This is a genomic window from Saccharopolyspora sp. NPDC050642 (assembly GCF_040654735.1).
Classification (GTDB): domain Bacteria; phylum Actinomycetota; class Actinomycetes; order Mycobacteriales; family Pseudonocardiaceae; genus Saccharopolyspora; species Saccharopolyspora elongata.
This window is the reverse complement of sequence record NZ_JBFAIN010000004.1, coordinates 348,319-372,468: the sequence shown is the minus strand read 5'-3', so window position 1 is coordinate 372,468 and position 24,150 is coordinate 348,319. Positions and strand designations below refer to the sequence as shown.

At 70.0% G+C, this 24,150-nt stretch carries 21 protein-coding genes; 14 read left to right on the top strand and 7 right to left on the bottom strand.

Translation table 11 applies throughout. The features are described from left to right. Positions 1-46 precede the first annotated feature (46 nt). Entirely contained in the window at positions 47-892 is an 846-nt protein-coding gene (locus tag AB0H93_RS10275) for a M23 family metallopeptidase (protein ID WP_358570399.1), read from the top strand. Positions 893-1,041: 149 nt separating this feature from the next. Here AB0H93_RS10275 and asnB read toward each other — a convergent pair whose 3' ends face one another. Next, positions 1,042-2,970, bottom strand: a complete 1,929-nt coding sequence (gene asnB, locus AB0H93_RS10270; RefSeq protein WP_358570397.1) for an asparagine synthase (glutamine-hydrolyzing) — start codon at positions 2,968-2,970, stop codon at positions 1,042-1,044. Between the two features lie 276 nt (positions 2,971-3,246). Between asnB and coxB the strand changes: the two genes are divergently transcribed. The 3 genes from coxB to AB0H93_RS10255 all read left to right on the top strand — a co-directional run bounded on the left by coxB (position 3,247) and on the right by AB0H93_RS10255 (position 5,023). Then, entirely contained in the window at positions 3,247-4,185 is a 939-nt protein-coding gene (gene coxB, locus AB0H93_RS10265) for a cytochrome c oxidase subunit II (protein WP_358570395.1), read from the top strand. Positions 4,186-4,227: 42 nt separating this feature from the next. Then, a complete protein-coding gene (locus tag AB0H93_RS10260) occupies positions 4,228-4,626 on the top strand; it encodes a cytochrome c oxidase subunit 4 (protein WP_132482754.1) in 399 nt (132 codons plus the stop codon). Positions 4,627-4,738: 112 nt separating this feature from the next. After that, positions 4,739-5,023 (top strand): Lrp/AsnC ligand binding domain-containing protein, encoded by a 285-nt coding sequence (locus AB0H93_RS10255; RefSeq protein ID WP_132482756.1) that lies wholly within the window; start codon positions 4,739-4,741, stop codon positions 5,021-5,023. 114 nt (positions 5,024-5,137) lie between these two features. On the opposite strand, the gene trpD is transcribed toward AB0H93_RS10255, so the two are convergent. From trpD to AB0H93_RS10240, 3 genes are all read right to left on the bottom strand, one after another. Continuing rightward, a complete protein-coding gene (gene trpD / locus AB0H93_RS10250) occupies positions 5,138-6,196 on the bottom strand; it encodes an anthranilate phosphoribosyltransferase (RefSeq protein WP_358570391.1) in 1,059 nt (352 codons plus the stop codon). Positions 6,197-6,322: 126 nt separating this feature from the next. Continuing rightward, positions 6,323-6,730 carry a hypothetical protein gene (locus AB0H93_RS10245; RefSeq protein ID WP_132482761.1) on the bottom strand — a complete coding sequence of 136 codons (408 nt, stop codon included), beginning with the start codon at positions 6,728-6,730 and terminating at the stop codon, positions 6,323-6,325. 103 nt (positions 6,731-6,833) lie between these two features. After that, on the bottom strand, positions 6,834-7,217 hold the full coding sequence (locus tag AB0H93_RS10240; protein WP_358570388.1) for a hypothetical protein: 384 nt from the start codon (positions 7,215-7,217) through the stop codon (positions 6,834-6,836). Positions 7,218-7,365: 148 nt separating this feature from the next. On the opposite strand from AB0H93_RS10240, the gene AB0H93_RS10235 reads away from it, so the two are divergent. From AB0H93_RS10235 to AB0H93_RS10215, 5 genes are all read left to right on the top strand, one after another. Then, on the top strand, positions 7,366-7,977 hold the full coding sequence (locus tag AB0H93_RS10235; protein WP_093265192.1) for a heme-copper oxidase subunit III: 612 nt from the start codon (positions 7,366-7,368) through the stop codon (positions 7,975-7,977). A 106-nt stretch (positions 7,978-8,083) separates the two neighbouring features. Further along, a complete protein-coding gene (locus AB0H93_RS10230) occupies positions 8,084-8,890 on the top strand; it encodes a cytochrome c (RefSeq protein ID WP_358570385.1) in 807 nt (268 codons plus the stop codon). Next, positions 8,887-10,011, top strand: a complete 1,125-nt coding sequence (locus AB0H93_RS10225; protein ID WP_358570382.1) for a ubiquinol-cytochrome c reductase iron-sulfur subunit — start codon at positions 8,887-8,889, stop codon at positions 10,009-10,011. The genes AB0H93_RS10230 and AB0H93_RS10225 overlap by 4 nt, the downstream gene beginning before the upstream one ends. Further along, positions 10,008-11,660 carry a cytochrome bc complex cytochrome b subunit gene (locus tag AB0H93_RS10220; RefSeq protein WP_358570379.1) on the top strand — a complete coding sequence of 551 codons (1,653 nt, stop codon included), beginning with the start codon at positions 10,008-10,010 and terminating at the stop codon, positions 11,658-11,660. The genes AB0H93_RS10225 and AB0H93_RS10220 overlap by 4 nt, the downstream gene beginning before the upstream one ends. A gap of 97 nt (positions 11,661-11,757) precedes the next feature. After that, positions 11,758-12,183 (top strand): PPOX class F420-dependent oxidoreductase, encoded by a 426-nt coding sequence (locus tag AB0H93_RS10215; protein WP_132482773.1) that lies wholly within the window; start codon positions 11,758-11,760, stop codon positions 12,181-12,183. 9 nt (positions 12,184-12,192) lie between these two features. Here AB0H93_RS10215 and AB0H93_RS10210 read toward each other — a convergent pair whose 3' ends face one another. Then, a complete protein-coding gene (locus AB0H93_RS10210; protein ID WP_358570376.1) occupies positions 12,193-13,911 on the bottom strand; it encodes a DEDD exonuclease domain-containing protein in 1,719 nt (572 codons plus the stop codon). 132 nt (positions 13,912-14,043) lie between these two features. Between AB0H93_RS10210 and AB0H93_RS10205 the strand changes: the two genes are divergently transcribed. The 3 genes from AB0H93_RS10205 (at position 14,044) to AB0H93_RS10195 (ending at position 18,153) form a co-directional block, all read left to right on the top strand. Continuing rightward, positions 14,044-15,360 (top strand): NYN domain-containing protein, encoded by a 1,317-nt coding sequence (locus AB0H93_RS10205; protein WP_358570373.1) that lies wholly within the window; start codon positions 14,044-14,046, stop codon positions 15,358-15,360. A 451-nt stretch (positions 15,361-15,811) separates the two neighbouring features. Further along, complete coding sequence (locus AB0H93_RS10200; protein WP_358570370.1) at positions 15,812-16,783, top strand: NlpC/P60 family protein; 972 nt, start codon at positions 15,812-15,814, stop codon at positions 16,781-16,783. A 104-nt stretch (positions 16,784-16,887) separates the two neighbouring features. Beyond that, positions 16,888-18,153 carry a basic secretory protein-like protein gene (locus AB0H93_RS10195; RefSeq protein ID WP_358570366.1) on the top strand — a complete coding sequence of 422 codons (1,266 nt, stop codon included), beginning with the start codon at positions 16,888-16,890 and terminating at the stop codon, positions 18,151-18,153. 9 nt (positions 18,154-18,162) lie between these two features. On the opposite strand, the gene AB0H93_RS10190 is transcribed toward AB0H93_RS10195, so the two are convergent. After that, positions 18,163-19,080: a LysR family transcriptional regulator gene (locus AB0H93_RS10190; protein ID WP_358570363.1), complete on the bottom strand. Its 918-nt coding sequence runs from the start codon at positions 19,078-19,080 to the stop codon at positions 18,163-18,165. A gap of 137 nt (positions 19,081-19,217) precedes the next feature. Here AB0H93_RS10190 and AB0H93_RS10185 point away from each other — a divergent pair, with 137 nt between their 5' ends. Beyond that, positions 19,218-20,525, top strand: a complete 1,308-nt coding sequence (locus AB0H93_RS10185; protein WP_358570360.1) for an MFS transporter — start codon at positions 19,218-19,220, stop codon at positions 20,523-20,525. Then, on the top strand, positions 20,525-22,174 hold the full coding sequence (locus AB0H93_RS10180) for an amidohydrolase (protein WP_358570357.1): 1,650 nt from the start codon (positions 20,525-20,527) through the stop codon (positions 22,172-22,174). The genes AB0H93_RS10185 and AB0H93_RS10180 overlap by 1 nt, the downstream gene beginning before the upstream one ends. A 70-nt stretch (positions 22,175-22,244) precedes the next feature. Here the strand turns inward: AB0H93_RS10180 and AB0H93_RS10175 are convergent, their stop codons facing one another. After that, a complete protein-coding gene (locus AB0H93_RS10175) occupies positions 22,245-24,053 on the bottom strand; it encodes a long-chain fatty acid--CoA ligase (RefSeq protein WP_358570354.1) in 1,809 nt (602 codons plus the stop codon). Positions 24,054-24,150 lie beyond the last annotated feature (97 nt).

The window sequence follows — 24,150 nt, the reverse complement described above, 5'->3', positions numbered from 1 at the left end:
CGACCCGCCGTGATCGCATGAATCCCCCTGGTACAGGAGGTGGTTCATGTTTCGACGATTAGGCACGGGCCTGGCGGCGGTGGTGCTCGCCGCGCTCGGCGTGGTCGGGTTCGGGCAGGCGCCCGCGTCCGCCGCACCGAACTTCCAGGTCCCATTCCAGTGCGGGCAGACCCTGACGGCCGCGACCTTCAGCGGTCACAACCCGCAGTACTCGGTGGACTTCCAGAAGTCCGGCATCACCGGGATGCCGGTGCTGGCCTCGGCGGCCGGCACCGTGACCCGGGTGGCGAACGAGGGCAACGTCAGCTACGGCCGCTGGATCGAGATCGACCACGGCAGCGGCTGGCGGACCCGCTACGCCCACCTGTCCACCCAGAGCGTGTCGGTGGGGCAGAAGGTGAGCCTCGGCACGAAGATCGGCACGGCGGGCGCGACCGGCGGCGTCACCGGTCCCCACCTGCACTACGAACAGCGGCTCAACGGCGCCGTGGTCAAGGCGACGCTCAACGGCGTCGCGGTGCCCTACTACGGCCACACGTCGTTCACCAGCAAGAACAACTGCAACGGCAACCCGCACTCGCCGACCGAGGTGTGCGGGTCCGGCTACAGCGTGATCGACGAGGCGGGCCTGTCCGGCGCGGGCACGGTCTACCTGCTCTACAACGCCTCGAACAAGAACAACTGCGTCGTGACGCTGAAGGCGACCTCGCTCGGCACCGCCTCGCCGACGGCGGCGTTCCTCGAGGTGCAGGGGAAGGCCCGGGCGACCGACTCCGGCAACTTCACGTACTACGCGGGCCCGGTCCGCCAGGAGGCGGGCACGACCTGCGTCAAGTGGGGTGGCTCGGTGGGTGACAAGTCCTACACCAGCCCCTTCGAACACTGCGGCTGACGCAGCGCACGACCCGTGCGCGCTTTGTCCTGCTGTGGTGACACAAAGCAGGCACGGGCCCCAGCCAGGCGGAACGTTCATCCGCCCCGGCACCGAAAACCGGAACGGCCCGCCCACCACGAGGTGAGCGGGCCGCTTCGCGGAAGCCGTCAGAGGCGGACCGGGTAGTGGGGCTCCGGGACCTCGGGGGACAGGCGGCCCTCGATGAAGATCCCGTGCCAGAGCATGAACACCAGCAGCGCCCACAGGCGGCGGCTGTGGTCCAGCACCCCGGAGCGGTGCTCCTCCAGCAGCTGCAGCACCGCCGTGCGGTCGAGCAGGTGGTCGGTCTGCGACTGCTGGATGATGTTGCGCGCCCAGTCGTGCATCTCGTCGCGCAGCCAGTGCTTGATCGGCACCGGGAAGCCGAGCTTGCGCCGGTTGATCACGTGCGCGGGCACCACCTGGTACATCGCCTGGCGCAGCGCGTACTTCGTGGTCTCCCGGGTGATCTTCTGCTCCAGCGGGATGGTGCTGGCGACCCGGAACACCTCCGGGTCCAGGAACGGCACCCGCAGCTCCAGCGAGTTGGCCATCGTCATCTTGTCGGCCTTGACCAGGATGTCGCCGCGCAGCCAGGTGAACAGGTCCACGTGCTGCATCCGCGTCACCGGGTCCCAGCCCGCCGACTGCCGGTACGGGCCTGCCGTGACGTCCTTGTGCGACACGCCCGGGTCGAAGCTGCGCATCACGTTGCGGAGCTGGTCGTCGCGGAAGATGCGCGCGTTGCCGTAGTAGCGCTCCTCCAGGCTCAGCGCGCCGCGACGCAGCAGGTCCTTGCCGCGCACGCCCTCCGGGATGGCGGTGGAGACCTTGCCCATCGCCTTGCGCAGCGCGCCCGGCACCTTCTCGAACGGCGCCAGCGACAGCGGCTCGCGGTAGATCGTGTAGCCGCCGAACAGCTCGTCGGCGCCCTCGCCGGAGAGCACCACCTTGACGTGCTGGCGCGCCTCCCGGGCGATGAACCACAGCGGCACCAGCGCCGGGTCGGCCACCGGGTCGTCGAGGTACCAGATGATCAGCGGCAGCGTCTCCATCATCTCCTCGGCGGAGACGGTGCGGACCACGTGCTTGACGCCGATCGCCGCGGCCGACTCGGCGGCCACGTCCACCTCCGAGTAGCCCTGCCGCTCGAAGCCGGTGGTGAAGGTGATCAGGTTCGGGTTGTGCTCCTTGGCCAGCGCCGCGATGGCCGTGGAGTCGATGCCGCCGGAGAGGAACGAGCCGACGGTGACGTCCGCGCGCATGTGCTTGGCGACGGAGTCGCGCATCACGTTGACGATCTCGTCGTGCAGGCGCCGCGCGTCGGCGTCGGTGTTGACCGGCCGGGACTGGAAGTTCGGCTGGAAGTACCGCTCGGTGACCAGCTGCCCGCCCGGGGACACGGTGAACGAGGTGCCCGACTCGATGCGGCGGATCTGCCGGTGCAGCGTCTCCGGCTCCGGCACGTACTGCAGCACCATGTAGTGCTGCAGCGCCTTGTGGTCCAGCTCCTCGGCGATCCGGAGCGTGCTGGCCAGGCTCAGCAGGCTCTTCTTCTCGCTGGCGAACGCCACGCCGCCCGGCCCGGCCGCGTAGAACAGCGGCTTGATGCCGAACGGGTCGCGCGCACCGAAGACCACCTTGCGCTCGTTGTCCCAGATGAGGAACGCGAACATGCCGCGCAGCCGGCCGACCACCGAGGTACCGAGGTAGTGGTACGCGGCGACGATCACCTCGGTGTCGCCGTCGGTGCTGAACCGGGCCCCGAAGCGCTCGATCAGCTCGGCGCGCAGCTCCAGGTAGTTGTAGATCTCACCGTTGAAGTTGATGGTGTAGCGCTGCGGGGTCTCCGGCGGGCCCCAGGTCAGCGGCTGGTGCGAATGCTCCAGGTCGATGATCGACAGCCGGTTGAAGCCGAAGACCACCTCGCCGCCGTGCCAAGTGTCGCTTTCGTCCGGGCCCCGGTGTCGTTGACACGGCAGCGCATTGGCCACCGCGTTAACGGCGAAGCCGGCGTTCTCTTCGGTGGGACAAATGAGTCCAAGCAGGCCGCACACGCGTCTGGTGCACCTCTTCGAATCGGCGGTGTCGTCTTCAGCCCCCCACAGCTGGCCCCAGTATGCCGTCCGTCCGGCCGCGCGCTGCACGCGCGGGGGCCCGCGGAGGCTGTGCTCGCGCGCCTGGCAGCGATCTACGCCCCCGGAGCAGTATCGCGGCTACACCTGGGCTAGGCTCTGCGCAGGATTCCGGCGGCAGATCCCCGGTGTCGTCTCAGGACGAGGCCGTGATCACCAGGCCGCAGTGGAGAGCTTTGCACGAGGAGGCGTCGCGCAGTGGGCCTGAAGGAGGGGACCCGAGTGCCACGGCTGGTCAAGGTCGCTGGTCTGATCGGCCTGGTTGGTGTCGCGGCCACGGGCTGCACGACCGACGAGGTCCTGCGGTTCGGCTGGCCAGAGGGTGTCACCCCGCAGGCCGAGGCGATGCGGAACCTGTGGACCTGGTCGGTCATCGCGGCACTCGCGGTCGGTGTGATGGTGTGGGCGCTGATCTTCTGGACAGTCGCCTTCCACCGCAAGAAGAAGAACGACGAGGAGCTCCCTCGGCAGTTCCAGTACAACCTGCCGCTCGAGCTGATCTACACGGCGATCCCGTTCGTGATGGTCGTCGTGCTGTTCTACTTCACGGCGGTCACCCAGAACACGGTGCTGGCCAAGCCGGCCAACCCGGACCAGCGGGTGAACGTGGTCGCGTTCCAGTGGAACTGGGAGTTCAACTACCCGGAGTACAAGACCCCGGACGGGCAGCCGGTGCGCACCATCGGCAGCAGCAGCGAGATCCCGCTGCTGGTCGTCCCGGTCGACGAGCGGGTCGAGTACAGCATCTCCGCGACCGACGTGATCCACTCGTTCTTCGTTCCGGAGTGGCACTTCAAGCGGGACACCTTCCCGTACCCGGACAAGAACAACCAGGACAACATCTTCCAGAACACCATCAACCGCGAAGGTTCCTTCGTCGGCCGGTGCGCGGAGCTGTGCGGCACGTACCACTCGATGATGAACTTCGAGGTGCGGGCGCTGTCCCAGGACAAGTTCGACCGGTACATGCAGCTGCGGACGCAGGTCAACCCGCAGACCGGCCAGCCGTACACCGCCGCCGAGGCGCTCGGCTCCATGAACTGCGGCGAGCTGTGCACCCCGCACGCGGTGACCGGCGTTCCGTTCAACACCGAGCGCACCGGCGGCGTGCCGTCCGGTCAGGTCGGGGCCAAGTAGGAGTGCCCTCGGCAGGGCGTACGGCGTGAGAGCGAGGACTCCATGAAGGTCGAATCCAAGATCTTCAACTACATCACCATCTTCTTCTTCCTGTCCGCGATCGTGTACGGGGTCTGGGCCAAGGAGCCGGTCGGCACCGTGGCGCTGATCCTGGTCGGCGGTCTGTCCCTGATCATCGGCAGCTACTTCTCGTTCGTGGCTCGCCGCATCGAGGACCGGCCGGAGGACAACCCCGACGCCGAGATCAGCGACGGCGCCGGCGAGCTGGGCTTCTTCAGCCCGGGCAGCTACTGGCCGGTGGGCCTGGCGGCCTCCGCCGCCTTCGCCGGCCTCGCCCTGGCGTTCTTCCACGTGTGGATGATCGTCATCGCCGTCGGCTTCGTGCTGATCATGGTCGCGGGCCTGGTGTTCGAGTACCACACCGGCCAGAGCGACCACTGACGACCGCACCGATCGCAGGCCCCCGCGTCCACCGGACCCGGGGGCCTGCGCCGGTTTAGGATCTTTTCCAGCGCCCTTCGAGGCCGCGAACCCGCAGCAGGAGGTTTTTGCCGTGATCACCGCGATCGTGCTGATCCAGACCGCCGCCGACCGCCTGACGGAGGCGGCCCAGGAAATCGCCGACCTCGACGGCGTGGACGAGGTCTACTCCTGCGCGGGCGACGTCGACCTGATCGCGATGCTGCGGGTGTCCCGCCACGAGGACCTGGCCGAGATCGTGCCGGGCCGGATCAACAAGGTCGAGGGCGTCCTGGGCACCGACACCCACATCGCGTTCCGCTCCTACTCCCGCAAGGACACCGAGGCCGCGTTCTCCATCGGCCTCGAAGACCAGTGATCGCCCCTCGCGAGCGTTCGTTCCGGTAAGAACCGGCTTCAGCGCTCACGACCGGCCGAGACGACTCGTGAGTGCCGACTCCGGTTCCAACCGGAGTCGGCACTCACGAGCGTTTCAGGCGCCGAGCTGGGCGCGGAGAGCGCTGGAGCGGGCCGCCCAGCGGTCGAGGAGGTCCGCGGCGGCACCGGAGTCGATCGCGTTCGCGACGCGTTCCAAACCGGCGCTGAGCTGGCCGCTGAGATCCGTTCCCGGCCCGTCGTAGGCCACCGCCCCGCCGGCCGCGTTGAGCAGCACAGCGTCCCGCACCGGGCCCTTGGCGCCCGCCAGGAGGTCGCGGACCGCCTTCGCGTTGACCACCGCGTCGCCGCCCTGCAGGTCCTCCGGGCGGCTGAGCGGGATGCCGAAGTCCCGCGGGTCGAGCCGGTCCTCGCGGACCGTGCCGTCGTGCACCGCCCACACCGTGCTGGCGGCCGTGGTGGTGATCTCGTCCATGCCGTCGTCGCCGCGCACCACCAGCGCGGAATTGCCGCGGGCGGCGAACACCTCGGCCACCACCGGCGCCATCCGCGGGTCGGCGCAGCCGATCAGGCCGGCCGCCGGCCGCGCCGGGTTGGTCAGCGGCCCGAGCACGTTGAACGCCGTCGGGATGCCGATCTCGCGCCGGGGCCCGCCCGCGTGCTTGAACGCCGGGTGGAACACCGGCGCGAAGCAGAAACCGATGCCGACCTCTTCGATGCAGCGCCGCACGCCCTCGGGCACCAGGTCGATGGCGACGCCGAGTTCCTCCAGCACGTCCGCCGTGCCGCACTTCGACGAGGCGGCCCGGTTGCCGTGCTTGACCACGGTGACGCCGGAAGCGGCGAGCACGATCGCGGCCATCGTGGAGATGTTCACGCTGCCGGTGCGGTCGCCGCCGGTGCCGACGATGTCCACCGCGCGCTGCGTGATCTCCAGGGGCCGGGAGTGCGCGAGCATGGCGTCGGCCATGCCGCGGACCTCGGCGGGCGTCTCGCCCTTGGCGCGCAACGCGACCACGAAGGCCGCGATCCGCGCCGGGCTGGCCTCGCCGGACATGATCAGGTCCATCGCCCAGGCGGTGTCCTCCGCGGAGAGATCCTCACCCGCGACGAGGCTGCTCAGCAGTCCCGCCCAGTTTCCCGCCTTGGTTCCCACGTTCTTCACTCCGTCTTCAGCGAGCGGGTCTTCAGCGAGCGGCGGCCCGGGGCCGCGCGCCCCGCAGCGGCGATGCCCCCCGCCCGGATGGCCGCGCCGCTGTCCAAATCATCCCGCAACGCGCGGTCAGGCGGGTACCGGCTTGCCCTGCGAGCGCAGGACCTCAGCGACCGTCTCCGCGGCGGCGAGCGGGTCCAGGGGGTGCACCAGGACCGCGTCGGCCTGGGACCAGGTCGCCAGCCATCGGTCGTCCTTGCGGCGCACCGCGACCACCACCGGCGGGCACTGCTCGATCTCGTTCTTCAGCTGCCGCGACACGCCCATGCCGCCGGTCGGCTGCGCCTCGCCGTCCAGGATCACCAGGTCCACGCGTCCCGCGTCGACCTCGCTGAGCACGTCCGCGACGGTGCCGGCCTCGACGTAGTGCAGCCGCGCGAGATCCGGGGCCGGGCGGCGCCCGATCGCTGTGATGATCGCCTCCCGGACCTCGGGGCGATGGCTGAACACGAGAACGTTCGTGGTCGGTGTGCTCATCACTAGCTCCTCGCTGGTCGGCGCAGGATGGGTCCGTCGGATGCTATCGGCCCGACCGGGGCGAACAGTAGCCGCCCGGGCAAATCGATCAACCGGAAGTCGATCAGCTCGGCCGGTCCGCGGCGGGTTGCAGCGCGTCCCAGCCGAAGGATTCGCCGCCGTGCCGCTGGGCGAGACCGGCCATCCGGGAGCTCTCCTGTGAGCAATGCAACGCATCGAGTTGCTGGACACGGAGCGCGATCAGTGCGGCCAGGCCCGGTGCGGCGTGCTCGTCACCGCGCCCACCAGGGCGAACGGACCAGCCGTCGGCGTCCAGCAGGGCCCGTGCCGACTCGATCGAGTGATCCGGGAGGGCCAGGTGGTGGCGCAACACCGCAGGTAGTCCGGGGTGCCAGCGGGTCGACCGCGCGAGGACGGCCGAGGCCGCCTCGGTTTCGTCGAACGCGGTCACGACGATCTCCAGGCCGGGGTCGTCGATGCTGATCACGGGCCTGTTCCGGGCGCGGCGGCCCGCTCTGAAGGCCGACCAGCTCGCGCGGATGCCTTTCACGGTGCGTTACCTCCGGGTTGCAATCCGATCACCCTCCGGCGGACGGCCGGACCCGAGGGCGCGACGGGAAAACGTGCAAGACATAATGCGTCGCGTGACAACGGCAGCGCCCTCAATCAGTCAACGCGTGCATTCGCTGAACCGGCCGAACATGGTCAGCGTAGGCACCATCGTTTGGTTGGCCAGCGAGCTGATGTTCTTCGCTGGGCTCTTCGCCATGTTCTTCACGGTGAAGGCGCAGAACGAGGGCGAGTGGCCACCACCGCCCACCGAGCTGAACCTCCCGTACGCCCTCCCGTTCACGATCATCCTGGTGGCGTCCTCGTTCACCTGTCAGTGGGGCGTGTTCGCGGCGGAGCGCGGTGACGTCTTCGGTCTCCGCCGGTGGTACGTGATCACCCTGATCATGGGCACGATCTTCGTGCTCGGGCAGGCCGGTGAGTACTACACCCTGGTCACCGAGCACGCGACCACGATCGCTTCGTCTGCGTACGGCACGGTCTTCTACATGACGACGGGCTTCCACGGGCTGCACGTCATCGGTGGGTTGATCGCCTTCGTCTTCCTGATCATCCGGACGAAGCTCAGCAAGTTCACGCCGGCCCAGGCCATCGCGGCCATCGTGGTGTCGTACTACTGGCACTTCGTGGACATCGTGTGGATCGGGCTGTTCGCCGTGATCTACCTCGTCCCCTGATGGATGAAGCAGGGGCTTGGCCCATGAAGCAAGGTCCCTGTGATCGGCTTCTCGAACGAGGTCGAAACCGAACACCCCGAACCGGACAGCAAGGGTTGCCGCTCTCATGACCACCAACAAGAAACGGAACCGCGCGGGCTCGAAGCTTAAGCGGCGGATCTCCGGTGTACTGGCGTTGGGCATCGCGCTGGTGGGTGCCGGTGGGCTGTACACCGTCGTGACTCCCGAGCCGCAGACCGCGCACGCCGCTGCGGACCCGGCTTTGGTGAGGCAGGGCGAGCAGCTCTACAACAACGCCTGCATCTCCTGCCACGGCTCGAACCTGCAGGGCGTCCAGGACCGCGGTCCGAGCCTGGTCGGCGTCGGCGAGGCCGCCGTGCACTTCCAGGTCGCCACCGGCCGGATGCCGATGGTCCGCCAGGAAGCGCAGGCGACGCGCAAGCCGCCGAAGTTCAACCCGGAAGAGATCGACGCGCTCGCCGCCTACGTGCAGACCTACGGCGGTGGGCCGGAGTCGCCGAAGAAGACGGGCGAGGCGCTGCAGGGCAGCAACACCGCGCGCGGCGGCGAGCTCTACCGGCTCAACTGCGCGTCCTGCCACAACTTCACCGGGCGCGGCATCGCGATGTCCTCCGGCAAGTTCGCGCCGAACCTCCACGAGGCCACCGAGCGCGAGATCTACGAGGCGATGCTCACCGGCCCGCAGAACATGCCGAAGTTCTCGGACCGGCAGCTCACGCCGGAGGAGAAGCAGGACATCATCGGCTACATCAAGTCGGTCACCGACGGAAACAACAACCCGGGTGGCAACGACCTGGGCGGCTACGGGCCAGGGCCGGAAGGCGTCATCGCCTGGGTGGTCGGGCTCGGCGCGCTGATCGGCCTCACCCTGTGGATCGGAGCCAGGGCATGAGTGAGCAGAAGAAGGAATACACAGAGGCCGAACTGGCCGAGATGAGCCGCGACGAGAAGGTCCGGCTGGGCCTGGCGCTCGACGACGTCGAACTCGTCGAGTACCGGGACAACTTCCCCGTCCAGGGGACCCGGGCCGAGCGCCGCGCGGAGCGCGCGGTCGCCGCCTGGTTCACCCTCGCCGGGCTGTCGGCGCTGGCGTTCATCGCGGTCTTCGTGTTCTGGCCGTGGAGCTACCAGCCGCCGTCGGACGAGCGCGCGCACTTCATCTACTCGCTGTACAACCCGCTGATCGGTTTCTTCTTCGGCCTGTCGATCCTGGCCGTCGGCATCGGCGTCGTGCAGTACCAGAAGAAGTTCATCCCGCACGAGGTCGCCGTCCAGCAGCGGCACGACGGTCACGGCTCCGACGAGGTCGACCGGCAGACCACCGCCGCGCTGCTCGCCGACTCGGGCGTCCGCAGCGGCATCTCCCGCCGGTCGATGATCCGCCGCACCGCGGGCTTCGGCGCCGGTGCGTTCGGCGTCGGCGCGGGCGTGTTCGCGATCGGCGGCCTGGTCCGCAACCCGTGGGCGACCGAGGGCCCGGAGTCGCTGCAGCACACCGAGTGGCTGTCGGAGAACGGCGAGAAGACCTACCTGCGCCGCAACACCGGCAACCCGCACGAGATCTCCCTGCTGCGGCCGGAGGACATCGACGCGGGTGGCTTCGAGACCGTCTTCCCGTTCCGCGAGTCCATGCGGCACGACGAGCACGAGCTCGAGGCCTCGATGAAGAAGGGCGACGCGCCGGTCATGCTGATCCGGCTTCGCCCCGGCAGCCAGCCGGTCAAGCGCAAGGGGCAGGAAGACTTCAACTACGGCGACTACTACGCCTACTCGAAGATCTGCACCCACGTCGGCTGCCCGACCTCGCTGTTCGAGCAGCAGACCGGGCGCCTGCTCTGCCCGTGCCACCAGTCGCAGTTCGACGTGGTCAACACCTACGCCAAACCGGTGTTCGGTCCGGCCACCCGGGCACTGCCCCAGCTGCCGATCGCAGTGGACGAAGAGGGCTATTTCGTGGCCAAGGGCGACTTCATCGAACCGGTCGGCCCGGCATACTGGGAGCGTAACGCATGAGTTCGATCACTCGACCTACGAAGTCGGAGAGCGCTGCGTACCGCAAGGTGGCCACCGCGGCCGACGAGCTCGACTCGCGGTACCAGCTGGCCAAGGGCATGCGGCGGCAGCTCAACAAGGTCTTCCCCACGCACTGGTCGTTCCTGCTCGGGGAGATCGCGCTCTACACGTTCATCATCCTGATCGTGACGGGCGTCTACCTGACGCTGTTCTTCGACCCCTCCATGGAGGAGGTCGTCTACAACGGCGTCTACCAGAACCTCCAGGGCGTCCCGATGTCCCGGGCGATGGAGACGACGCTGAACATCTCGTTCGAGGTGCGCGGCGGCCTGTTCATCCGCCAGCTGCACCACTGGGCGGCGCTGCTGTTCGTCGCGGCGATGGCGGCGCACATGTTCCGGGTGTTCTTCACCGGTGCCTTCCGCCGCCCGCGCGAGAGCAACTGGACCATCGGTGCCCTGCTGTTCATGCTGGGCATGTTCGAGGGCTTCTTCGGCTACTCGCTGCCGGACGACCTGCTCTCCGGCACCGGTATCCGGGCGACCCTGTCCGGCATCGTGCTGTCGATCCCGGTGCTCGGCACCTGGATCCACTGGGCGCTGTTCGGCGGTGAGTTCCCGGGCACGGAGATCATCCCGCGGTTGTACGTGCTGCACGTGCTGGTGATCCCGGGCGTCATGCTCGGCCTGGTCGCGGTGCACCTGGCGCTGGTCTGGTACCAGAAGCACACCCAGTTCCCCGGCGTGCGGCGCAAGGAGAACAACGTCGTCGGCGTCCGGATCATGCCGGTCTTCGCCCTCAAGGGCGGTGCGTTCTTCGCGCTGGTCACCGGCGTCTGCGCGATCCTGGCCGGCGTCTTCCAGATCAACGCGGTCTGGAACATCGGCCCGTACAACGCCTCCCAGGTGTCGGCGGCCTCGCAGCCCGACTGGTACCTGATCTGGGCGGACGGCATCCTGCGGATCTGGCCCGCGTGGGAGCTCTACCTCGGGCCGTACACGGTTCCGCCGGTGTTCTTCGCCGGTGTCATCGGCATGGGCATCCTGTTCACGCTGCTGATGACCTACCCGTTGATCGAGCGCAAGCTCAGCAAGGACAACGCGCACCACAACCTGCTCCAGCGGCCGCGTGACGCGCCGGTCCGCACCGGCCTCGGCATGATGGCGCTGACGCTGTTCGGCGTGCTGATGATCTCGGGTGCGAACGACATCGTCGCGTTCCAGTTCAACATCTCGCTGAACGCGATGACCTGGGCCGGCCGCATCGGCCTGCTGGTCCTCCCGCCGCTGGCGTACTACATCACCTACCGGGTCTGCCTGGGCTTGCAGCACAGCGACCGCGAGGTGCTGGACCACGGCGTGGAGACGGGCATCATCAAGCGCCTGCCGCACGGCGAGTTCATCGAGGTCCACCAGCCGCTGGGCCCGGTGGACGACCACGGCCACCCGGAGGCGCTGCCCTACCAGGGCGCTCCGGTGCCGAAGAAGATGAACAAGCTCGGCGCGGCCGGCCGCCCGGTGAAGGGCAGCCTGCTCACTCCGGACCCGTCCGAGGAGACCGCAGCGCTGGAGCGCGCTCGGCACGACGACGTGGCCCGCGACGCGGAGCGCGAGCTGACGGCGGGCAAGCCGCAGCAGCCCACCGAGTAAGGCGAGCACGCACGAGGCCCGGTACCCGAGAGGGTGCCGGGCCTCGTCGTTTTCGGAGCGATCGCGCGGCGGGCGAGGGGCGACTACGTTCTCCGGCGTGGCAACGATCAGGGATCCAGAAATCCGCGCCTTCCTCGAAGCGGGCACCCGCACCGGCAAGCTCGGCTTCACCGCGAGCGACGGGCGACCGCTGGTCGCACCGGTGTGGTTCGTGCTGGACGGCGACGAGGTGGTGTTCAACACCGGCAAGGACACCGCGAAGGGCCGTGCGATCGCCCGCGATCCGCGGCTCGTGCTGTGCGTCGACCTGCCCGAGCCGCCGTACGCCTTCGTGCAGGTGCAGGGCGTCGCGGTGACGTCCGAGGAGCCCGGCGAGCTGCTGCGGACGGCGACCGAGATCGGCGGGCGCTACATGGGGCGGGACCGGGCGGAGGAGTTCGGCCGCCGCAACGGGGTGCCCGGCGAGCTGGTGGTCCGCATCCGGCCGACGAAGGTGATCGCCGCCCTGGACATGACCGGGTGAGCTCGGCCGTCAGTCGATGGCGGCGTAGGGGGTCCGGCCGGTGGTGGCCTTCTCCAGCCAGGTGCGCCAGGACCCGGCGGCACCGGCCGGTTCGGCCCACGGGATGCTGCACCGGACCATGCGGGTGCCTCCGGTGGTCAGCCAGCGGTAGACGACGCGAGCCTCGTCGGCGGTCGTGCCGTGCAGCGGCCCGACTCCTGGGATGACGGTCTCCGCCGATGCCTGCAGCAGGTCGACGATCGGCATCGGCGGAACGCCGCGCCGCGCGTTGCCCGCGGCCGCGAGCCGGCCGTGCCGGATCACCGACAGTTGCCAGCCGCCGCGGCCGTCCGGCCGGGCCGCCACGAGTTCGGGCACGCCGGTCAGGGCGGCCAGCCGCTGCCCGCGGTCCAACGACCGCACGAGCGCGGCCAGCTGGTCGCGGTGCACTGCGGCGTCTTCGAAGCGCTGTGCCTCGGACAGCCGGTCGAGCTCGCCCCGCAGTTGCTCCAGCAGATCGGAGCTGCGGCCGCGGATGACGTCCTGGATGGAGATCACCGCGGGCTCGTACTCGGCGGCGCTCTGCAGCCCCGCGCAAGGCGCTCCGCAGCGCCCCAGCTCGTACAGGGCACATGGGCGGCCGCTGGGTTCGCGCGCCGAGATGCGTTCGGTGCACCGGCGCACCGGCGCGGCGGACTGCAGCGCCTCGACGGCGGCGGCCGCCGCCTGGCGGGAGCCGAACGGCCCCAGCGCATCGGGTTTCGGGACGCGCACCACCGACAGGCGGGGGAACGGTTCGTCGGTCAGCACCACCCACCAGGCGCGTTGCGGGAACTTCGAGCGCCGGTTGTAGCGGGGCTGGTGCGCGGCCAGCAGCCGCAGCTCCCGCACCTCGGCCTCCAGCGGGTGAGCGCACTCCACGTGATCGACCCGCTCGGAGATCAGCACCATCTCCTTGACGCGGCTGCGCCGCTCCCCGGCGGTGAAGTACTGCCGGACGCGCCGCCGCAGGTCGGTCGCCGTGCCCACGTAGAGCACCTCGTCCTTCGGCCCGCGGAAGAGGTAGACGCCCGGCGAGTTCGGCAGCCCGTCGGCGAGGCCGCGCTTGCGCCGCTGCTGCGGCGCGACGTCGGGCAGGTGACCGAGCAGGTCCTCCAGCGTTCGCACCCCGAGCGCGCCCACCCGCTCCAGCAGGGCGTGCAGCACGTCCACGGTGGCGCGCGCGTCGTCCAGCGCGCGGTGCACCGGAACGGTGCGTGCGTTGAGCACCCGGGCGAGGGTGCCGAGCTTGTGGTTGGGCGTCTCGTCCCTGGTCAGCACCCGGCGGGACAGCCGCACGGTGTCCACCACCTGCGGCTTCGGCCACCGCAGCCCGAGCCGCTCGCAGTTGGCGCGGAGGAACCCGATGTCGAACGGCGCGTTGTGGGCCACCAGCACGCTGCCGCGGCTGAACTCCAGGAAGGCGGGCAGGACCGTGTCGAAGCGGGGCGCTTCGACGACCATCGCCTCGGTGATGCCGGTGATCGACACGACCGCGGGCGGGATGCCGCGCTCCGGGTTGACCAGCGTGGCGAACTCGCCGAGCACTTCGCCGCCGCGGACCTTGACGGCGCCGATCTCGGTCACCGCGTCCTCGTTGCGGTCACCGCCGGTGGTCTCCAGGTCGACGACGACGAAGGTCACCTCGTGCAGCGGGACTTCCTCGGCGGTGAGCAGCTCGTCGAAGGACAGTTGCGGGTGCGCGGACATCGGCGATCACGTTACGTCCCGCTACCGACAGGCCCGGCGGATGCGGGGTTCTGGGACCTGGGCCATTAGCCTGTGGGGGTGGTACCGCCGAAGCCAGGGGCAACCGACGCCCCAACGCCCGACGAGTCTGCTGTGGACAGTGCACAGCAGGCCGGCGGTGGCCCGCCCGTCGACTGGGACGCGCTGCCCGGTCCACTGCGCCTGCGGCTGGCGGAACTGGCGGCCTGCTCGCTGGGCGAGATGCGCGCGTCGGACGTGCCGGCCCAGCTCCGCCCGGTGGTCCGCTTCGCGCCGGCCAAGCGGGCCAAGCTCGGCCAGTCGGCGCTGATCGCGGCGCTGCGCGACTCCGGGGTGTTCCGCACCGCGGTCGTGGACTGGTGCGGCAACCACCGCCCGGAGGCGCTCGCCCTGGACGACCCCGATCCGGTCGTGGTCGCCGCGGCCGCAGTGCTGCTCGGCTCGCCGATCGCGCCGCACTACGTGGAACTGATCGCGTTCCGCGCGGAGCAGGGCCAACTGCGCGGCGAGCGCGACTCCGCGACGGCGCGGGTCGAGCGGCTGACCGCCGACGTCGGGCGCCTGCGCGGAGAGCTTGCCGAGGCCAAGCACGCTGCCGAGCGCGTAGGCGACGAGAACAGCTCGGAGGCGGACCGGCTGCGCAAGCGCCTGCGCGAGCAGGGCGTGCGGCTCAAGGAAGCCAAGGACGCCGCGGAGCACGCACGCGGCGAGCTGGAGAAGATCCGTGCGGAGCACGAGGCGGAGATCGAGGAGATCGCCGCGGAGCGCGACCGCGAGCGGACGCGAGCGCAGGAGGAGCGGCGGCGCGCGGAGCGCGCGAGCTCCGAGGTCGAGGTGGCGCGGCAGTCCGCCCGAGAAGCCCGTCAGGGCGACGAGGTGCGGTTGGCGCTGCTGCTGGAGACGCTGGAGGGCGCCGTAGGCGGCCTGAGGCGCGAGCTGGGGGCGAGCGGGAGCGGGCCTCGGCCCGCGGACGTCGTGCAGCGCGTCAGGGCGCATTCCGGCGCGACCGGTGAGGTGCCGGACGTCGCCGCGCTGGACCGGTTGCTGGCGCTGCCCGCCGTGCACCTGATCGTCGACGGCTACAACGTGACCAAGACCGGGTATCCGGAATTGCCGCTGTCCGATCAGCGTGATCGGTTGGCGCACCAGCTCGCCGCGTTGTCGGCGCGGACCGGCGCCGAGGTCACCGTCGTCTTCGACGGCGCCGACGTGCTGGCGGTGCCGACCGCCGGGCCGCGCGGGGTCAGGGTGCTGTTCAGCGAGCCCGGGGTGCAGGCCGACGACGTGATCAGGGACCTCGTTTCCGCCGAGCCGAAGGGGCGGCAGGTGGTGGTCGCGACCTCGGACCGGGCCGTGGTCACCTCGGTCCGCCGGCGCGGCGCCTACGCCGTTTCGTCCGCGATGTTGCTGGCCCGGCTCAACCGCGTCTAGCAGCTTGCCGACGCAATCGACCGCCTGGCGATCCGCGGGCACGTGGCCGATGTCATAACCGATCACCAGCGTGTCGTGCGTCTCTCGATCGAGTGGGTTCGAATACAACAATTCCAGGTGACTGGCCTGCATGCTCCGTCACCGTGAGCGCATGACTCTCGTCCGTTAGAGGTCTTGTGCACGAAGGCACAAATTTTTGGACCCACTTCTGGACCTTGCGGCTCACCTTTCGTAACCTACTCGGGACCTCGTGGCGATCAGTTGCCCAGACCGGGCGGCCCGCGGGGCACCGTTGAACCGGCTTGTCGGGGAGTCGGGCCGTGTCGGGCAGGGGGCAACCGACCGGTAAGCGGGCGAAGCAGAAGGAGCAGTGCGCGACGTGGAGTCGCACCGACTTAAGCGCTCTTTGCGAGGTGCCCTGGCCGCAACCGCGGTCGCAGCCGTCGTTGGCATGACCTCCGGGCCGGCGCTCGCAGACCCACAACTCCCGAACAACGCGTCGGACGCGGCGAAGCAGGTGCAGGAGCTCCAGCACCAGGCCGAGCAGCTCACCGAAGAAGCGAAGAAGGCCGAAGACGACCACGACGCCAAGAAGGCGGAGCTGGATCGGGCGAACCAGGAGGCCGGTCAGGCCGAGCAGGTCGCCAACCAGGCCCGCGCCGAGGAAGAGCGGTTCCGCGGCCAGGTCGACCAGCTCACCCACGCGTCCTACCAGGGTGCCCGGCTGAACAAGCTGTCGGCGCTGCTGGTGAGCGAGACCCCGGAAGACTTCCTCAACCGCGCGTCCGCGCTGGACGCGCTGGCCAAGGACAACAACGACGCGGTCAAGGCGCTGTCCACGGCCCGGCAGCAGGCGGAGACCGCCGAGCGCGCCGCGCAGGACGCCCGCAACCGCGCCGTGCAGGCCGAGTCCGATGCCGCGCGCATCGCCGACGAGCTGGACCAGAAGACCAAGGCGATGAACGACCAGATCGCCAAGGCCAGGCAGCGCTACAACCAGCTCAGCAGTGCGGACCGCGACTCGCTGAAGTCCGACGGAGAGACCGGCGTCGGCTCGATCGCCGGTGCCGGTGCGGCCGTCCAGGCGGTCAACGCCGCGCTGGGCAAGCAGGGCTCTGACTACGTGTGGGGCGCCAAGGGGCCGTCGACCTTCGACTGCTCCGGGCTGACCTACTGGGCTTACAAGCAGGCCGGCGTGACGATCGGCGGCTCGACCAAGACCCAGGTCACCGAGGGCCGTAGCGTGTCGGCGAGCGACCTCAGGCCGGGCGACCTGATCTTCTACTACAGCCCGGTCAGCCACGTCTCCATGTACATCGGCAACGGCAAGGCGGTGCACGCCCCGACCGAGGGCGACGTCGTCAAGGTGGCCGACTACAAGAAGATCGGTCCGGTGACGGCGATCCGCCGCGTCGCGGGCTGAGCTGACGTTCCGCATTCGGGGCCGGCGCCACCAGGTGCCGGCCCCGAACGCATGCCGGGGGACCCGAACGGGCCGCCGATGTGATCGGGAATACCATGCGCCCCGTGCATGCACCGGGGGTGTTTCGGGCGTGGCTGGCGGTAGTCGCCGCCGGCGCCGTGCTGGCCGGGGTTTCCACGATTCCGGTGCCGTTGCCGGACCTTCCGCGCACCGCGTCGGTGCGAGCCGGCTTCGCCGTGCCGGCGACGCCGGACGCGGCGGTGCGGGACCTGCTGGAGCGGCGGGCCGCCGCGGTCCGGGCCGGTGACGAGGCTGCTTTCGCGACCACAGTGGACCCCCAGGCGCCGCCGGACTTCCAGCGGCGCCAGCACGAGCTCTTCCGCAACCTCGCGACGATCCCGGCGACCGAGTGGACCTACGAGCTCGACGGCGCGGCCGGTGACCGGCCGCCGGTGCCCGCGGCGGACGAGACCTGGGCCCCGCGGGTGGTGCTGCGCTACGCGCTGACCGATGTGGACGGTGCGCCGACCCGGCGGACGCTCGGCTACGTGTTCGCCCGGCGCGGCGCTTCCTGGTACCTCGCGGACGATGCCGGCGCCTGGCGGGGCCCGTGGGACTTCGGCCTCTGCCACGTGCGGCGCACCGCCACCGGCATGGTCATCGGCCACGACCCGGAACCGGTGGAGCGGGTCTCCCGGCTGCTGGACGCCGCCGTGGCGGACGTGACGGAGGTCTGGGGGCCGGACTGGCCCCGGCGCGTGGGCGTGCTGGTCCCGGCGTCCCAGGAGGAGCTGCGCTCGCTGGTGGGGCCGGAGTTCGCGGTGGACGGCATCGCGGCCGTCGCGGTGGCCGACCGGGTGGACACCGACGCTCGCCGGGCGGAGGGCCAGCGGGTGGTGCTCAACCCCAAGGCGGCCGACCGGCTCTCCGACCAGGCCCTGCGCGTGGTGCTGCGGCACGAGATCACCCACGTCGCGGCCCGCGCGGACACGGTGGCCGACGCTCCGATGTGGATGCTGGAGGGCTTCGCCGACTACGTCGGTTACCGCAACAGCGGGGTGGCGCCGAAGGACATCGCCCCGGACCTCATCCGCAGGCTCCACGAGGCCGGGCCGCCGGCGAGGCTGCCCGACGACCGCGAGTTCCACCAGGCCGGACGTCGCCTGGACCTGGCCTACCAGCAGTCCTGGTCGGTGGTGAGCCACCTCGCCGACCGGCTCGGCGAACGACGCCTGGTGGACCTCTACCGCCGCGTGGCGGCCACCGGCTCACCGGCCGAAGTGGACGATGCCCTGCGCGAGGCGACGGGCCTCACCAGGGCCCAGCTGGTGGCCGGCTGGCGAGCCGACCTCCGTCACACCTTCGGTTGATCTCTTGGGCTAGCTGAGGTTGGTCAGGGTGTCGTCGGCGATCCGCATCGCGGGATCGGATCGGTTCGACCGCGCCCAGTCGGCCAGTTCGCCGACCATGGCGTCGATCTCCGCCGCCGCGAAGTGCGATGCGTCCCAGGCGGCGTGCAGGGTGACGCTCAACGGTCTTCCGCCGCTGCACAGGTTCGCCGTGCGCAGGCCGAATCTCGGTGACTCGATGACCACCGCGCAGCCGTGGCCGGCGGCGGCGAGGGACTGCGACACCGTGCTGGAGTCCGTGGTCCGCACCGCCGTGGGCGACAGCCCGGCGTCGTGCGCGGCCTCGTCGAGCGCCTGGCGGATCGCGCTGCCGCGCCCGGCCACCACGAGCCGCTCGTCGACCAGCTCCGCCAGCTCGACCTCGCGCCGGTCGGCGAAGCGTTCGTGCCCCGGTGGGAACTGCACCAGCATGGGGAGGTCGATGATCGTCCTCGCCGCGAGCCCCGGCGGGGGTTGGCGGCTGTTGACCGCCAGGTCTGCTCGGTGATCGGCGAGGTGGCCGTAGATCTCGTCGGGCAGTGCGTCCGCGATGTTGGTGATCGGTGCGCCGCAGGCCGCGACGAACGGGGCGAGGATGTAGATCATCGTCGTCGTCGGGCAGACCGCCGTCAGTTCGAGGGTGCCCTCGGTGGAGAGGGACCGCATGACGGCGCGGCCCTGCTCGACCCTGCCCAGGATGTCCCGGGCGATCGGCAGCAGGCGCCGGCCGGCGGCGCTGAGCCGGAGTCCCTTGGAAGACCGCTCGAACAGCTTCACGCCGAGTTCGGCTTCGAGCGCGGCCAGCTGGCGTGAGATCGCCGGCTGGGTCACGTGGCAGACGGCGGCGGCTCCCGTCACCGAGCCTTCGTCGGCGACGGCCACGAAGTAGCCCAGCACGCGGTTCTCCATGCGGCCACTTTATGCCTCCTGGTAATGGATAGTCGCCGACATAGGCATTGGACGGTAATGCCGCACCGGGCGAGACTTGTGCGCAGTCCTTCTCAAGCCCGGCCTTCGGAGCTGTGGCGAGTCTTGGAGCAGCATCGATGAGCAGCAGTCTCAAATCACCGCCGGCGGATCGGGCGCAGCGCGCCCGTGCGGCGACCGTCGCCGCGTTCATGGGGACGGCGATCGAGTGGTACGACTTCTACATCTTCGGCACCGCAGCCGCTTTGGTGTTCGGCAAGGTCTTCTACCCGGACGTCGCGGCCGGATCCGCGCTGATGGCCTCGTTCGCCACGTTCTGGGTGGGATTCCTCGCCCGGCCCATCGGCGGGGTCGTCTTCGGGCATCTCGGCGACCGGATGGGCCGGAAGAACACGCTGGTGATCACCCTCCTGATGATGGGTTGCGCCACCACGTTGATCGGCCTGCTGCCCGGATACGCCCAGATCGGCGCGCTCGCGCCGGTGCTGCTGATCGTGCTGCGCGCGCTGCAGGGCATCGCCGTCGGAGGCGAATGGGGCGGCGCGGTGGTGCTGGCGACCGAAAGCGCCGAGGGGAAGCGCCGGGGCCGGGCCGGGATGTGGGTGCAGCAGGGTTCGCCGGCCGGTTCGATCCTGTCCACATTGGTCTTCCTGGCGGTGGGCCAGCTCCCCACCGAGCAGTTCATGTCGTGGGGCTGGCGGATTCCGTTCCTGCTGTCGGCCGTGCTCGTGGTCGTCGGGCTGGTCGTGCGGCTGAAGATCGAGGAGTCGGACGATTTCGCGCAGGCGCGCGAGCGGCAGGCGGTCGTCCGCGCTCCGGTAGTGGAGGCGTTCCGGTCGGCGCCGAAGATCGTGTGGCTGGGCGTGGGCGCGTCGATCATGGGCATCTCTTCGGCCTACTTCAACAACACCTTCACGCTCTCCTGGGCGACGGCGGATCTCGGCGTGCCGCGCCAGACGATGCTGAACATCCTCCTGGTGACCGCGATCCTGCAGTTCGCGTGGCAGCCCGTGGCGTCCAGGCTGTCGGCCGCGCGCGGTGAGGCGCGGGTGATGCTCTTCGGGCTGTGCTTCGCCGCCATCCTGGCGATCCCCAAGTTCCTCGCCCTGATGAGCGCCGATCCGTTCGCCATCGTCGTCACGCTGGGTCTGTCCACCTTGGGCACGACGGCCTACTACGCGATGCTCGCGAGCTTCCTGGCCCGGGCCTTCCCGACGAACATCCGGTACACGGGCGTTTCCCTGTGCTACCAGCTCTGCGCCACGTTCGTGGGCGGTGCCACGCCGTTGGTCGGCCAGTGGATCCTCAACGCCACGGACGGCTCGCCCTGGGCGGTCGCCTGCTTCTACGTGGCGCTGCTGGCCGCGACCGGGGTCAGCGTGTTCTTCCTGAACCGGGCCCGGGCGACTTCGGTGGAGGAGGCGTGATGCTGAAGATCGACGCGATCTTCCGGAACGGGCGCATCCGCACCCTCGATGCGGGACGGCCCACCGCGCACGCGCTGGGCGTGCACAACGGTCGGCTGATCGGATTCGACGAGGAACTCGACGGCGTCACCGCCGAACGCGTCCACGACCTCGCGGGCGCACCGGTGCTGCCGGGGTTCAACGACGCTCACCAGCACGTGTCGCGCCGGGGGCGGACCCTGGCGACCCTCGACCTCCGCGCGGAGCAGGTGAACTCGCTCGACGGGCTCTACGCGGCGGTCCGGCGCTACGCCGCGGGTCTCGGCGCGGACCAATGGGTCTTCGGTTGGGGATACGACCAGAACAAGATCGGCGGGCATCCCACCGCGGCGGCGCTGGACCGCGCGGCCGGCGGCCGTCCGGTGTGGCTGGACCACGTCTCGGGGCACATGGGCGTGGCGAACATGATCGCATTCGAGCGGGCCGGTTTTCCCGGCGGTCTCGGCGTGCCGGACGTCGGCGGTGGACACGTCGTGCGGCTGCCTGACGGGCGGGCGGAAGGGCTGCTGCAGGAGCGCGCCAAGTCACTGATCCAGCGGATCACCCGCCCGGTCCCGGTGGACGAGGTGCTCGACTACCTGAAGCTGTCGTCGGACCGGGCTCTGTCGGAAGGTCTCACCAGCGCGACCGAGCCGGGCCTGGCCGCGCACCAGCACATGGGCTTCTCGCCGGCGGATTTCCACACCTTCCAGCTCGCCCGCGAACGCGGCCTGCTGCGCATCCGGATGACGGTGATGCCCTACATCACGGCGCTCCACTACCTGGACGGCTTCCGGGAAGCGACGGAGTGGTTCGGGCTGGACACCGGGATCCGGACCGGTTTCGGCGACGAGCGCCTCCGCGTCGGCGCGGTCAAGATCCTCACGGACGGTTCGCTGATCGGGAAGTCCGCCGCGATGAAGTGCTGCTACCACAGCGAACCCGACAACCACGGGTTCATGCTCTTCGACCCGGACGAGATCCGCGAGCTCGTCGCCGCAGCCCACCGGTCGGGCTGGTCCGTCGCCGCGCACGCCATCGGCGATGCGGCGGTGGACCTCGCCCTGGACGCCGTCGAGGCCGCTCAGCTCGACGCTCCGAGACCCGATGCGCGACACCGAATCGAACACTTCGGGGTCACCTCCGACGAGCAGGTCGCCCGCCTGGTGCGGCTGGGCGTGGTGCCGGTGCCGCAGGGCCGGTTCATCTCGGAACTCGGCGACGGGATCATCAGGGCCCTCGGTCCCGAGCGGAGCCGCCAGGCGTACCGGATGAAGTCCCTGCTGGACGCGGGGGCAGTGCTGCCCGGCAGCAGCGACGGGCCGGTCGTGCACGCGGCGCCGCTGCTGAACATCCACGACATGGTCAACCGCCGCACCGCCGCCGGCGAGCTGCTGAACGCGGACGAGTGTCTGACGGTGCCGGAGGCGGTGCGCGCCTACACGTACGGATCCGCTTACGCGGCAGGGGAAGAAGCGCTCAAGGGCACGTTGAGGCGCGGGAAGCTCGCCGACTTCGTCGTGCTGTCGGACGACCTCTGGGAGGTCGACCCGGCGGGGCTGAAGGACGTCGCGGTGGGTGCCACCGTCGTCGGCGGCGTTCCGGAGTACGACGACGGAGCACTCGCATAGCCGGGCCAGGAGCACCGAGGGCCGCCGATTTCGCAGGAAATCGGCGGCCCTCAGCGCTGCAAAGAGCCGGTTACGAGTAGATCGCCTCGATGGTGGCCGCGTGGTTCTCGGCGACCTTGTTCCGCTTGAGCTTCATGCTCGGCGTCAGCTCGCCGGTGGCCTCGGTGAAGTCCTCCGGCAGGATCCGGAACTGCTTGATCTGCTCCGCCCGGGACACCGCCTTGTTGGCCTCGTCGACGGCCTTCTGCACCTCGGCGCGCAGGTCCGGGTCGTCGATCAGCTCGGTCGCCGGGGTGTTCTCCGGCCGGGAGTTGTTCGCCAGCCAGGACGGCAGGAACTCCGGGTCGAGGGTGATCAGCGCGCCGATGAACGGCTTCTGGTCGCCGACCACCATGCACTGGCTGATCAGCGGGTGCGCCCGCAGCGCGTCCTCCAGCATCGCCGGGGCGACGTTCTTGCCGCCTGCGGTGACGATGATCTCCTTCTTCCGCCCGGTGATCTTCAGGAAGCCCTCGTCGTCCAGCGAACCGAGGTCGCCGGTGTGGAACCAGCCGTCCTCGAGGGACTCCTTGGTGGCGGTCGGGTTGTTCCAGTACTCCTTGAACACCACGTCGCCCTTGATCAGCACCTCGCCGTCCTCGGCGATGCGCACCGACGTGCCCGCCACCGGCTTGCCGACGGTGCCGACCTTGAACGCGCTCTCCACGTTCACCGCGGCCGCGGCGGTCGTCTCGGTGAGCCCGTAGCCCTCCAGCACCGGCACGCCGACGCCGCGGAAGAAGTGCGCGAGCCGCTCGCCCAGCGGCGCGCCGCCGGATACCGCCGCGATGCAGCGACCGCCGAGGGCCGCCCGGAGCTTGCCGTACACGAGCTTGTCGAACAGCGCGTGCTTGAGCTTCAGCCCCAGGCCCGGGCCGCCCTCCTCCTGGGCGCGGCTGAACGCGACCGCGGTGTCCTCGGCGACGTCGAAGATCCGGCCCTTGCCGCTGCCGTGCGCCTTCTGCTTGGCGGTGTTGTAGACCTTCTCGAACACCCGCGGCACCGCGAGCACGAACGTCGGCCGGAACGAGCCGAGGTCGGCGACGAGGTCCTTGATGTCGCTGGTGTGGCCAAGGGTGACCCTGCCGTACACGCACATCACGGTGATCGCGCGGGCCAGCACGTGCGCCATCGGCAGGAACATCAGCATCGAGTTGCCGGGCCGGGTCAGCTGCGGGAAGGCCTCGATGTCCGCGCGCACCTCGGCGAGCATGTTGCGGTGCGTGAGCACGCAGCCCTTGGGGCGGCCGGTGGTGCCCGACGTGTAGATCAGCGTCGCGACGTCCTCGGCGCGCACCGCGCGGCGGCGCAGGTGCACGTCGCGGTCCTCGACCTCCGCGCCGAGCGCGGTCAGCTCGTCGACCGCGCCGGCGGCTCCGCCGCTGGTCGGGCCGTCGATCTGCCAGACGTGGGAGACCTCGGAGAGCCGGCCCACGACCTTGTCCACCTCGGCGCGGTGCGCCTCGCTCTCCACGATCACGGCCTTGGCCGCGGAGTCGGTGAGGATCCACTCGACCTGGTCGGCCGCGGACGTCTCGTAGATCGGCACCGTGACGCAGCCGGCCGTCCAGATCGCGAAGTCCAGCAGGCTCCACTCGTACCGGGTCCGCGACATCAGGCCGACCCGGTCACCGGGCTCCAGGCCTGCGGCGACCAGGCCCTTGGCCACGGTCAGCACCTGCGCGGCGAAGTCGGCGGCGGTGACGTCGACCCAGGTGCCGTCCACCCGGCGCCGGAAGCTCACCGTGCTCCCGAAGCGCTCCGCGTTGGCCCACACCATGTCGGTGAGGTTCTCGTCCTCGGCCACAGTCGTTGTGGCGGGTGCGCTGAACTCTCGCACGTCGAAACCTCCGAAAACACACCAGTCAGTGGGGCACAACCTAACGCTGATAGTTACTGAGCGGTAGTCCCCGTTGTGCGCCCGCTCCAGTCAACAC